At 45.2% G+C, this 13,216-nt stretch carries 10 protein-coding genes; 6 read left to right on the top strand and 4 right to left on the bottom strand.

The annotated features are described in order from the left end of the window. Positions 1-9: 9 nt before the first annotated feature. Together DW036_RS10795 and DW036_RS10790 are read right to left on the bottom strand one after the other, a co-directional pair. On the bottom strand, positions 10-951 hold the full coding sequence (locus DW036_RS10795) for an ROK family protein (protein ID WP_118464150.1): 942 nt from the start codon (positions 949-951) through the stop codon (positions 10-12). A gap of 129 nt (positions 952-1,080) precedes the next feature. Then, on the bottom strand, positions 1,081-4,992 hold the full coding sequence (locus DW036_RS10790; RefSeq protein ID WP_118464148.1) for a two-component regulator propeller domain-containing protein: 3,912 nt from the start codon (positions 4,990-4,992) through the stop codon (positions 1,081-1,083). 199 nt (positions 4,993-5,191) lie between these two features. Between DW036_RS10790 and DW036_RS10785 the strand changes: the two genes are divergently transcribed. The 6 genes from DW036_RS10785 to DW036_RS10760 all read left to right on the top strand — a co-directional run bounded on the left by DW036_RS10785 (position 5,192) and on the right by DW036_RS10760 (position 12,654). Then, entirely contained in the window at positions 5,192-6,418 is a 1,227-nt protein-coding gene (locus DW036_RS10785; RefSeq protein ID WP_118464146.1) for a site-specific integrase, read from the top strand. 503 nt (positions 6,419-6,921) lie between these two features. Beyond that, the gene (locus DW036_RS10780; RefSeq protein ID WP_118464144.1) at positions 6,922-7,458 is read left to right on the top strand and encodes a UpxY family transcription antiterminator; all 537 of its coding nucleotides are present in this window, start codon (positions 6,922-6,924) and stop codon (positions 7,456-7,458) included. Between the two features lie 45 nt (positions 7,459-7,503). After that, positions 7,504-8,661, top strand: coding sequence for an MraY family glycosyltransferase (locus DW036_RS10775; RefSeq protein ID WP_118464142.1), 1,158 nt, complete (start codon positions 7,504-7,506; stop codon positions 8,659-8,661). Next, a complete protein-coding gene (locus DW036_RS10770; protein WP_118464139.1) occupies positions 8,658-9,452 on the top strand; it encodes a polysaccharide biosynthesis/export family protein in 795 nt (264 codons plus the stop codon). The genes DW036_RS10775 and DW036_RS10770 overlap by 4 nt, the downstream gene beginning before the upstream one ends. Before the next feature lie 12 nt (positions 9,453-9,464). Further along, positions 9,465-11,891 carry a polysaccharide biosynthesis tyrosine autokinase gene (locus DW036_RS10765; protein ID WP_118464136.1) on the top strand — a complete coding sequence of 809 codons (2,427 nt, stop codon included), beginning with the start codon at positions 9,465-9,467 and terminating at the stop codon, positions 11,889-11,891. Between the two features lie 34 nt (positions 11,892-11,925). Beyond that, positions 11,926-12,654 (top strand): tyrosine-protein phosphatase, encoded by a 729-nt coding sequence (locus DW036_RS10760; RefSeq protein ID WP_118464310.1) that lies wholly within the window; start codon positions 11,926-11,928, stop codon positions 12,652-12,654. Here the strand turns inward: DW036_RS10760 and DW036_RS10755 are convergent. Both DW036_RS10755 and DW036_RS25520 read right to left on the bottom strand, forming a co-directional pair. Further along, on the bottom strand, positions 12,569-13,087 hold the full coding sequence (locus DW036_RS10755; protein WP_118464134.1) for an N-acetylmuramoyl-L-alanine amidase: 519 nt from the start codon (positions 13,085-13,087) through the stop codon (positions 12,569-12,571). The genes DW036_RS10760 and DW036_RS10755 overlap by 86 nt on opposite strands. Next, entirely contained in the window at positions 13,084-13,212 is a 129-nt protein-coding gene (locus DW036_RS25520; protein ID WP_022392964.1) for a smalltalk protein, read from the bottom strand. The genes DW036_RS10755 and DW036_RS25520 overlap by 4 nt, the downstream gene beginning before the upstream one ends. Positions 13,213-13,216 lie beyond the last annotated feature (4 nt).

Below are 13,216 nucleotides of genomic sequence, written 5' to 3'. Positions count from 1 at the left end.
AACCACTATTTACATATTCATGGCCACAGCACCTGCACCCAGTAAACCTATGAATTCCGGATTCAACTTTGTGATAACCACGCCATTGCTTACAAAACGCATAGTGGTCGGATTCAGCAACTCCATTATCTTCGCATGAATATATCCGTCTGCCACTACACCGCCACCTAAAACGATTGTCTCCGGATCTGTTACCCGCACCAGGTTCATTACAAGATTCGCTAATGCTTCGGAAGCATTCTCCACCAGTTTCACACATAAAGGATCACCTTTACGACTCAATGCAAAAATCTCACTGACAGGTATCCGTTCCCCTTTGTCGGCAGGAATGTGTAAATCCGTGGTATAATCATTCTGAAGTATTCTTGCACAACGGTCGAAACCAATACCGGAAGCTATAGCCTCTACACAATCCATTCTTCCACAAGTGCATTTGATTCCTACATTGACTCCTACCCGCACATGTCCCACTTCACCGGCATTAAAATGGCTACCGCGTATCTGCCTGCCGTTCACAACCGTGCCGACTGCAATACCCGTTCCTATATTTAAATAGATGAAGTTTTTGGAAATTTGCCCGAAGCCCCACACACGTTCGGCACGCGTGGCACTTTTCACATCATTATCTATATGGCAGGGAATGCCATAAATATCCGCTAATTCCTTAGCCAAAGCAATAGGTTGCGTCCTGCTGGGATCTATCTGCAACCAGATACCCTGATTAGGATCTACCCGTCCGATCAATCCCACTCCCATGGCCAAAGGTTTCTTATCATACCATCCTACGGTTTTGATATAATCATCCAGTGATAGTTTGATAATATCCAGCGCTGCTTGTTGGTTAAAATATCCGGAGTCATATTTTTTGTACCTCAAGATATTGCCGCGACTATCAATTTCGCCAATCAATAATTTAGTTCCGCCCAAATCCAGGCCTAAATACGTTTCCATTTTTTATCTGCATTTTTAGAAGGTTACTATTGACCACAATATTACGCACAATCAAGGAAACGAAAGTTGATTCTTTAACAAAAAAGGTTCGCTACTTATCCACTTAAGTTTAAATACAGTTTTTATACTCTAAAATTTGCTGGGGCTTGTGCCAAACTGTTTTTTAAAGCACGTACTGAAATATTTGGGGTCTGAAAAGCCAACCATGGATGCCACTTCTCCTATTGAGTATTTCTGTGAAAGCAAAAGCTCTTTCGATTTATTCAGCCGCACAATACGGATAAAATCATTAGGCCCTTGCCCTGTCAAAGTTTTTATCTTATTATAAACGGATGTACGACTCATACCTAACGCACGACAGAAGTCATTGATTGAGAATTCCGGATTAGTCATATTCTCATCAATAGCTGCCATAGCATTATCTAAGAATTCTTTATCCAACTGGCTACTATAATCTACTTCATTGACAGGTATATCCGAAGATAGGACGGTGTCCCTGAGATGTTGCCTGTTCTGAAGTATATTACGAAGCCTTACTTTTAACACAGACAGGTCGAAAGGTTTAATGATATAGTCATTTGCCCCGGATTCCAATCCTAATATAATATTCTCTCTTTCACAAAGGGCGGTTAACAAAATCACAGGGATATGACTGGTCTCAACAGAAGATTTCAAGATCCGGCACAACTCATCCCCCTGGATTACAGGCATTATGATATCCGAAATAATAATATCCGGATTAATTTCCCTCGCCATATCCAATGCCTTTCCTCCATCGGGTACACTGATTACCTTATATTCGGAAGACAAGCTGTCCGTCAGATACTCACGCATATCTTTATCATCCTCGGCCAGCAACAGAATATTTTTATCCGTCTTGTCATCCTCCTCCTGAGATGAAACATCAGGAGACGTTACTTCCGGAAAATCCTCCTTCGCCACAACCACCATACCCGATCGTAGTTTCTTGGGAAATGCAACAGTGAACGTAGTCCCTTTATTCTCTATACTGCTGAATTCTATCTTACCATGATGTTGCTTGATAATGCGGGAAGTAATCATCAGACCAATGCCGATGCCCTGTTCCTGAGAGTCTACCACATTCTTAGCACGATAATACTCATTAAAGATATTCTTCTGTTCTTCTGCAGGAATACCGACTCCTGTATCCCTTACTTCAACAATCCATTTGTTTTTAGTCTGTCTCACTACAATACCTATGGAACCTTTCTCTGTATACTTCAAAGCATTAGAAAGCAGATTATCCATTATATGATCCATCTTGTTCTTGTCCAGCCATACCTCAGGCATTCCCGGTTCTACCTCCAGATAAAGCTCTATCTCCTTTTGGGCTGCAGCCACACGGAAAGCAGATAACTTATCTTCCATGTACGCCTTTACATTATATAATGCCACTTCAAGATGTTCCGGGTGTGCTTCCACCTTTTGCAATTCCAGCAACTGAGTAATCATCGAAAAAAGCTTCTCGGCATTCTTCACTGCAATTGCCAATTTCTTCTTACTCTCTTCAGACAAGTCACCCCGTTCTTCAAGTTCACTCAGCGGAGCTTTTATCAATGTTACCGGAGTGCGTATATCATGGGCAACCCCTATAAACGAATGAATCCGTTCCCTGATTTTATTCTCCCGCACCCTTTGCCGTCTGAACTGGAAAAAGAAATAACCTAATATCACAAGCAAAATCAGATAGATCGCTATGGCCCACCAGGATGCCCAAAGCGGATGATCGATAGATATTTCTACCGAACGTTCGCCAACCTGTTGCTGGGTATATTTATCGAATGCGCGCAATTCAAAAGTATATTTTCCGGGAGGAAGATCCATATAGCCCACACTTTGAGCCACATCCCTATGATGCCACTGCCGTTCATGGTCTTTCAGCCTGTATTCATACCTGATTTTATGTGGAGAGACAAAATTGATAGCCGAAAAAGAGATAGAGAAAGAATTCTGATTGTATTTCAGTTTCAGAGACTTGGTATCATTGATACCTGCCGTTAATGGCGAACCGGCGGCTTCTGCTTTTACCGACTCATAAGGTAATTTAAAATCTGTGAATATCAATTCGATCGGTGCACTTTTGGAAAAGTCAAAAGAGGGTGTAAAGAAAAGAGCTCCTTCCGCTGTACCAAATGCCAGATGTCCGTCTTTTGTCTTCAAGGAAGCATTCGAATTATAATACCCCCAGCCGATATTTAAAAGATCATTGCCATTGATAACCATATCTTCAACCAGATCCAGACAATATAACTCCTTCTCCGTACTGAACCAAATATGTCCGTTACTATCTTCGACCACACTATTAATAGAGTTGGAGACAAGCCCATCCGCAGTTGTATAAATACGGGAACGGTTATTCTCCGGATTAAAACGAATCAACCCTTCTCCGTCCGTAAGCAACCAGATGTCACCGAAGGATGAACGCAGCAGGCAACGGACAGGATAATGCAAAGTAATATCACCAAACTTCTGCTGCCACTTGATTTCCCCCGTAGATTTGTCGAAGAAACCCAGACCGTCACAGCCGGCTATCAGCAATGTATTCTTGTCACCATACTTTATATCCCCTACACAATCAATCGGATAATAGGTATAAACATCGGTACGCCTGTTATACCGCGTGAAATGACCTTCAATACCTCCAAACCAGATATAATCACCCTCTGAGTAAATAGCATAAATATAGTCGGTAGAGATGCCACTATCAGCTTGTCTATTCCGTCTCGGCATTTTCCGGACTTCACCGGATTTCTTTTGAATACGATATAATCCGATTCCATAACCACCTACCCATACATTTCCCTCATTATCTTCACAAAGAGCCAACACTACAGACGAATAAGCAAAACCTTTCCCATTCAGAAAGTGCATCCATTGCTTTGATTTCACCCGGTACACACTGATTCCGTCATTGGTGCCATACCAATAATCACCTTCTGAGTCTTGTAGCATTACATTTACATGATCGGATACCAATGAAGAAGGATTATTCCGTTCGTGCCTGATCCAACGGACATCGGGTACATTAGGGTCCAGATAGCTGATACCATTCGTACAGGTACTTACCCAGATACCTCCATATTCATCTACGCAGATGTCCGAAACGGTATTACCATTCAGACTTCTTTCATCGTCTTCATCCGTTATATAATGCTCCGTCAATGTTTCATTAGCAGCATCGATCCTGAAGACACCTGCACCGTCTGCTCCTATCAGAATAGAGTGGTCTCCATCATGGGCAAAAACCCGGACAGGTATACCCGGAATAAAGGAATCGAGAGATTTTACCTGCTTCGTGGCCAAATCAATAACAAATGCACTGTTAGAAAAGGTTCCCACATATAATTTAGTACCGTAGAGGAATAAAGCCTCTATACGAGCCTCCACAGGAATATCTACCTTCTCTTTTGATAATTGGCAGGTCGTTCCCGCTCTCTCCATTTTATAGACTTCCGTATTGGTTCCTACGAAAAAGGTGTTCTCCGCTGATTTAATAATGCAATTGGTCCATTCGCCGATCAGGCCTGCCGGAGACAAAACTTTATCGATTCTGTTCCAATAATACACTCCTGTGGATGTAGATAGCCACAATCCCCCATTCTCTTCAAACTCTATACCATTCAAGACCGGAAAGGATATGGACTGCGACAAATCCACTTGTAGTTCAAAGCAATCCTTCAATTTGTCATACCTGTATATTCTGCCATTCCGCAGGGCAATCCAGAGATTTCCCTCCTTATCTATCTCCATCACCGTGAACGACAATATATGATCCTTGGAGTCTATCGTCTCATTTAGCTTATAGTGCCTTATCTCGTTCCCGTCATAACGGTCCACTCCCATATGGGTATAAGCCCAGATAAATCCCGTTGAATCCTTGCATATCTGATAAACTTGTCTGCTGCTCAAACCTTCCCTGACATTCAGGTGGCGGAAAGAACCCGCAAACAAGCTGGTATATAACGAAATAAATAGTAATAAAATAAATGTGCGCTTTATCATAATAAAGAAGTCTTTCATAATACTCACTTTTAGCAGCTGCAATAATACAGACAAATATATTAAGATTGGTTGATAAACTATCCAAATAGGTTTGTTTTCTATCCGAATTACATAAAGCTCTTTGATTTCTATCAAAGGTCGGAAGAAAATAGTTTGAACAGATATCCTTCTTTTTTGTCATACATAGCATATATTTCTATAAATTGATAAGAAAACTATGGCGACTGTAAAAGTAAAATTCAGAAAATCATCGGTGGAAGGCAAAGCCGGCACCATCTATTATCAGCTATGCCACAGGCAAAGCAACAGGCAGATAAACACCCGGATGCGTGTACTTCCCCATTGGTGGGATGCAGAAAAAGAAACATTCATAGCTGAAGCGGACAACAATGGGTTGTCGGCCCGCTACCAACAGCAAATAGAAAAAGACTTGCTGTGTATCCGCCGGATTCTATGCGAATGGGACGGAGAAGGAAGAGACTACACTTTAGCGGATGTCATTGACCGCTTTCGTACTTTGAATGAAAATGGAGACACAGTGCTGTCTTGTTTGGCAACCCTGATCGATGAGCTTAAAAACGATGGTCGGTGGGGAAATGCCCGCAATCTCCAACGGACATTGAACAGCTTTTCCGACTTCCTGGGAGGCTTAGACAGACCACTCAAGCAGGTCGACGAAAGACTCGTCATGGAGTATGAGCAATGGCTCCGGACACGAAAAGTGAGCAAAAACAGCAGTTCTTTTTATATGCGGACTTTGCGCTCTGCTTATAATAAGGTGATAAGCCGGAATCAAATGGAACAAACATTTCCTTTTCGGAATGTTTATACCGGTGTAGAGCGTACCCGCAAACGTGCCGTACCCGAAGCTATTATGGTTCGTTTACAAAAACTGGACCTGACACATTCTGCTCCACTTGCCTTTTCTCGCGACATGTTTATTTTCAGTTATTGCACCCGCGGAATGGCTTTTGTAGATATTGCCTATCTGAAAAAGGAGGATGTAAGTGGAGGAATACTTAGTTATGTCCGCCATAAGACGGGACAACGCCTCACTATTCGCATAGAACCTCTTATTAAGGATATTATCGAGCGCTACGAACCATTTGTCCGCAACAGTCCCTACCTTTTTCCAATCATTACGTCCAATGATCCGGAAGAGGCTTTCCGACAATATCAGACGGCACTGGGCTATCATAACCGGAAATTGAAGAAACTGGGGAGGTTGACAGGAGAAAATCTACATCTCTCCTCCTATACCGCAAGGCATAGCTGGGCGACGGTTGCACGTAAACACAACGTCCCGTTGTCCATCATTAGTGCAGGTATGGGACACACCTCCGAGAAGACCACGCTCATATACTTGGATTCTGTAGAAAATTCACTGATAGACAAGGCTAATGAAGAAATTTTAGAGGCATTATGTCGTAACGTTTCTAAGTAAGAAACCTTAAAATTACAGCGCAAAGATATAACAAATAAAAGAATAAAACAACATAATGCTATAAATATTTGTTTATATTTTACTCTCAAAACAAGTATAAAATACTGATTTTTAACACAATAAGCAACTACTTATAAAAAGAAGAAATGAATAGATATTTAAAACAGATGCTAATATAGAACTCGATAGATATATTCTAAAAAAATTATCCAGACATCGTACCGAATCTACAAAACCTAAAAAATAGGATAAAAAGATATTTTTTATCCTACAGGAATTCAACGCCTTAAAACGCCGTGCCGTTTCTTACTTAGAAACGGTACAATTACAGGGTTACGGATACCTTCTCCTGGGTCAGGAGAATTTCCGAGTTCCAAAAATCGACAGACAAAACGAAGAATTGGATTAACCTTGCTTGCTGCGCATCAGAGTTGTTTTAAAGATCAAAAACACTCAGATACGCAGGAATGGAAGGAATATCTTTTAGGTGAGATACGACAAATATGGAAGAGGTATCTTCAATTATGCATTGGTATGCATTCAAAGTCTTTTACAATAAGGTATTTGAGATAGAAGACTCGCTGAATAAAGACAAAATCGAGACCTATATTCCTTGTGAAACAATCCTTGTGGAACGTGGCGAAGTGAAAAAGTACGTGCGTAAACCGATCATTTCTTCCCTTCTGTTCTTCTATTCCACAGAGAAACAAGCACTGGCGTTACAGCAGAAGCTGACCGACCGAGTCATCCTATATACCCGTCTTGTCAATTGGCAAAAGCTGCCGATAGCTATTCCCGAACGGGAAATGAAAATTTTCATGCTTGTCACTTCCTCCGGAGAGAAAGGACTGGACTATTTCGGCGACGTCCCCATGGAGTACAGCACCGGCGAACGGGTTCTTGTAACGGACGGTCCATTCAAGGGAGCAGAAGGCTGCATACACCGCATCAAAGGAAACCGCCGCCTGATAGTGGCAATACAAGGTGTGTGTGCGGTGGCAACTACTTATATTCCCCAATGCTTTCTCAGAAAGATATAAATCAATACATCTAAACAAGCTTTCACTTAATCAAATCCTTCATAAATGACAATCTGCTATTTTGAAACCTTAGCGGCATTCGCCGTCAGTTGCCTGCTCAGTGCAATGATTATTCCCAAGATATCACTGATAGCTTTCAGACGGCGGCTTTTCGATCCGTTGGACGACCGAAAGTTGCATACAGCGCACATCCCCCGTCTGGGGGGAGTAGCTTTTTTTCCATCCATCATTGTCCCCATTTCACTCGCCATCGCCTGCCATAATCTCTGTACAGACAGCAATTTGCTCAATTGGGAACAATCCACCTGCCTGCTCACACTATTCAGCTGCCTCTTCATACTCTATCTGATGGGAATGAGAGACGATTTGATAGGCATGCGCTACCGTGCCAAATTTGTCATCCAGACACTTTGCAGCCTTCTATTAGTAACCTCCGGATTTTGTTTCGACAATCTCTACGGGTTGTTTGGCATCCATGAACTACCCCACTATGTAGGCATACCGTTCACAGTCTTTATCATTGTCTATATCATGAATGCCATCAATCTTATAGACGGCATTGATGGCTTGGCTTCCGGACTGAGTATGATAGCATTCCTCGCTTTTGGTTGCATGTTCGTCTGCCTGCACTGGTGGTTGTATGCCTTTATCTCCTTTGCGGCTTTAGGTGCGCTGATACCGTTCTTCTATTATAATATGTTCGGGCAGACCCGTCGCGGACGGAAAGTGTTCATGGGAGATACTGGCTCATTGACCATCGGGCTGTTGCTGGCTGTAATGGCCATTCATCTCAGTATGTCCGATCCCGTCAAGGAAGCACTCTTTCCCGGTGCTATCGTGACAGCTTTCTCTTTCCTGCTGGTGCCGATGCTGGACGTAGTTCGGGTAGTGCTTCACCGCCTGCGCAATCATCAGCCTCCGTTCCTCCCCGACAAAAATCATATCCACCATAAATTCATTGCCTTGGGTATGTCGCAACATCAGGCACTCCGCTTCATCCTGAGCATCGCCTGTCTTTTTATTATTGCCAATACACTCTTAGCCTCTTACCTGTCCGTTACAGTACTGTTTCTGCTGGACGTAGCGGTATGGACAGCGATGCACTTCTACATCACAGCAAAAATTACAAAAAAAACGCCCAAGAAATTAATACTTCATACCTTATATTTCATATTTCTATTTTATACTAAAATTAAAACATGAAAAATCATCTTTTATACTTGCTATTTTCGTTAGCATTGCTCTCATCGTGCAACACATCGAAAGAGATAATCTACTTTCAGGACGTGGAGGTAAACAGCCCCGAAGCAGTGGCCCCACCTCAGGATATCACCGTTCAACCCAAGGATCAGATATCCATCGTAGTGTCAAGCAAAGACCCCGAACTGGCGGCTTTGTTCAACCTGACGCGCGTACAGCAGAGAGTAGGCTCCACAGGACTGAACAACAATAACAACAACGGAGAAATTTCCGGATATACGCTTGATGACAAAGGTGCCATCGACTTTCCCGTATTGGGAAGCCTCACCGTGGCGGGCATGACCCGGAGTCAGATTGCCGCATTGGTAAAACAAAGGCTGAAAGAGGAGAACCTGGTGAACGACCCGGTGGTCACCGTGGAGTTTATGAACCTCAGCTTCTCCGTCCTGGGTGAAGTGAAGACTCCCGGGAAATACAGTATCTCGAAAGATTATATAACCTTGCTGGAAGCTATCAGCATGGCCGGTGACCTAACCATCTACGGCAAGCGGGACGCTATCTTCGTGATCCGAGAAGAAAAAGGCGAACGGGTGACGCACTGGGTGGATCTCCGCTCCTGCGATTTATTCAAATCTCCCGTTTATTACCTGAAGCAGAACGATGTGGTGTATGTGCAGCCCAACAAAGTACGTGCCGGACAATCCACACTGAATGAAAACAGCGTGAAGAGCGTAGGATTATGGATTAGCATCGGATCATTCCTCACCTCCCTGGGTGTATTGCTGTTTAAATAATTACTTATTACTATGGTTGAAAAGAAAACACCTGCCGGCAAACCCGCCGACGACTTTATACGGATACAGGACCTGTGGAGCATGTTTGTTCCCAAATGGTACTGGTTCGCCATCTCCCTGTTCATTACTCTGACTATAGCGGTGTTGTACCTGCTGAGTACTCCACCCATTTACACCCGTACCGCTGCCATTCTCGTCAAGGACAACTCAAAAAGCAGTTCTTCGACCAGTGCAATGAGCGACTTTTCCGATTTGGGCATCTTCAAGTCCAATACCAACATCAACAACGAGTTGCTGACACTGAAATCGCCCACACTGATGACGGAGGTGGTCAACCGGTTGGGATTGAACGAAACGTTCACCATCCGCAGAGGGCTAAAAAGCGTTGATCTGTACAAGGGTTCCCCCGTTACCATTACATTCTGCGACAAAATAGAAGTACCATTAAGTTTCACCATCGAGTTCTCTTCAAAAGAAGCGTTTACCATTTCTGAATTTGAAATATCGGGAGAGAGCATAGGAGAAACATTCTCCGCCCAAATAGGCGACTCCATACGGACCTCGGCCGGGATCATCATCATATCCCCCACAGAAAAGTTTACCGACGCTTTTACAGGTACATCCATCCTATACTCTAGGGGAAGCGTGCGTGCCGCCGCCGACACATACGCAAATGCACTGGTGGCCGAATTGGGCAATGAAGATGCCACCATCATCAATCTCAGTATCAACGATGCCTCCATCCAGAAAGCAGAAGACATCCTGAATACTTTGATCGAGGTTTATAACGAGAACTGGATTCAGGACAAAAACCAGATTGCTGTCAGCACCTCGCAGTTCATCAGCGACCGTCTGGGCGTGATAGAGAGCGAACTGGGGCATGTAGACGAAAACATCTCCAGCTACAAAAGCGAACATCTGCTGCCCGACGTGCAGGCAGCATCCAGTCTATACATGGCGCAGTCCGCCGAGAACAAGAAAGAGCTGTCGGCACTGAACAACCAGCTCTCCACCGCCCAATATATCCGCAGAGAGCTGAATGCCAAACAACCGGATCAGCCGTTGCCCACCAACTCAGGCATCGTCAACGCCAATATAGAAACCCTCATCAGTGAATACAACAATCTGGTGCTGGATCGCAACCGGTTGATAGCCAACAGTAGCGAAAAGAATCCGTTAGTAAGTAACATGGCGAATTCACTGCAAAGCATGCAGCGCACCATCATCCAGTCGGTCGACAATCTGATCGTCTCCCTGAATACCCAAATCCGCAGCATCCGCCAGCAGGAAGATGCCACCACCAACCGCCTGGCATCCAATCCGAATCAGGCGAAATACCTGCTTTCGGTGGAACGCCAGCAGAAGGTGAAGGAAGAACTTTATCTATACCTGCTCCAGAAACGTGAGGAAAACGAACTGTCGCAAGCCTTCACCGCCTACAACACCCGTCTGATCACAGCTCCCCGCGGCAGCATGTTTCCTACCGCTCCCCGCAGGATGAATATCCTGTTGGTGGCATTGGCCATCGGACTGTTGGTTCCGGCGGTAGTCATCTTCATGAAGGAGAACATGAATACCAAAGTGCGCGGCCGCAAGGACCTAGAAAATCTGAGTGTGCCGTTCATAGGCGAGATTCCCCAATACGCCGGAACGAAGAGAAAATGGATAAACGGTTTTCGGAAACGTCAGGAGATGAAAACTATCGTGGTGAAAGAGGGCAGCCGCAACATCATCAACGAAGCATTCCGCGTGCTGCGTTCCAACTTGGATTTTATGACAAGCAAGGACAGCAACCAGCATGTTTTCGTGCTGACCTCGTTCAACCCCGGCAGTGGAAAGAGCTTTCTCACCTTGAACATAGCCATAAGCTTCGCCATCAAAAAGAAAAAGGTACTGGTTATCGACGGCGACTTGCGGCACGGATCCACTTCTTCCTACATCGACTCTCCGGACAAGGGGCTGAGCGACTACCTAGGCAACCGGGTGAAGGACTGGAGGGAAATCATCGTCCCCGACAAATCATACGAGAACCTGCATATCCTCCCTATCGGGACAATACCGCCCAATCCTACGGAACTGCTGGAAGACAACAGATTAGCAACCCTAATCGCGGCTTTGAGACCGGAGTATGACTACATCTTCCTCGACTGTCCGCCCGTAGACATCGTGGCCGACGCGCAGATCATCGAGAAATGGGCGGATCGCACCATCTTCGTGATCCGTTCCGGCCTACTGGACCGCACCATGCTTTCCGAGTTGGAAAATATGTATACCGAAAAACGCTTCAAAAACCTCTCCATGATACTGAACGGAACCGAAAGCACCGGAGGGCGTTACAGCTACCGCTACGGCTATCATTATGGCTACGCGTCCTATTACGGAAGCAACGCAGATTCGAGGGGGGGGGTGGGAGTAAATGGCTGGTTGTCAGATAAATAACAGCCATTCCACTAAATATAGAATCACCACTACCATGCATTTATTTTACAAATCCCAACCCATCACGGAAAGCGGTATCCTTCGCGAAATGACCGACCACCATTCCCATGTTTTACCAGGAGTAGACGACGGGGTAAAGACAATGGATGAATCACTCACAATCCTGTACCTGATGGAGAGCCAGGGCATCCACAAAGTGTGGCTCACTCCCCATGTGATGGAGGACATGCCTAATACCACTCTTCTCCTGAAAGAGAAATTCGAGGAGTTGCAAGCCGCCTACCGGGGTACGATAGAACTGAATCTGGCCGCCGAATACATGATGGACAACCTCTTCAAAGAGCGTCTGGAAGCCGGCGACCTGCTCCTGCTCTGCGAAAGTGATTACCCGTATCTGCTGGTGGAGACCTCCTGCTTCAATCCACCCATGAACTTGTCATCTATCCTGAAGCACATTCAAAAGAAAGGCTACCGGCCTTTACTGGCCCACCCCGAACGCTATATGTATATGGACAAGTCCGATTACCGCGCATTGAAGCAAGAGCAGATCGCTTTCCAGCTGAACCTTCCGTCGCTGACAGGAGCGTATGGCGCGCATGTACAAAAAAAGGCCGCATCCCTGCTCAAAGCAGGGATGTACGACCTGACAGGAACCGATATGCATTCGCCAGAACATTTCAGAGAATGGCTCGGAACACAGATTGGCAGTCGAGACAGGGACACGCTTTCGGCACGCTTCCCGGCATGTCACGGTGGCCTCTGAGCTCTGCCTTCGGAAAGAGTTTCAGTAACCGGGACAGAAGTTGTTCCAGCTGTTCGAACTGCTCCAGGGTGAGCGTATTAGCGGGATACCCTTCCGCGTCCAGTCCGCCTTCGTAGCATACTCCGATAGAACACCGGTTGAGGGGACGGCAATGTGCACCCACCTCGAGCAACCGACGATGCTGGCTGACCGTACCATCGCGACGGACATAAAAATGATAACCGATGGTGCGGAACCCACGGGTACGATGGTCACGCAAGAGTTGTTCCACAGTATAGTCACAGTTGCAGCGGGTAGCTGAACAATGCAGGATGATGTAACGCACCGAATCAACAGCGTCCATCATCAGCCCGCCCTCCACCCGAGTGAGGAGTTCGCGCTCATCGCGCACCTCCTCCTCACCTACAGTCATAGGAAATGTTTCCTGTATCATGGCAGCAGACATTCGATGGCAGTTGAACAACTGGTGACACCCAGTGCTGTGAGTGCCGCAATGGCTGCCTGGATGATAGCTTTTAGCAAAGACACCCAAGTAATTTTATTCTTTGTTTCAGACATGATG

It is taken from the genome of Bacteroides sp. AF39-11AC (genome assembly GCF_003474285.1).
In the GTDB taxonomy this organism is placed as follows: Bacteria; Bacteroidota; Bacteroidia; order Bacteroidales; family Bacteroidaceae; genus Bacteroides.
This window is presented reverse-complemented; position numbering and strand designations above follow the sequence as displayed.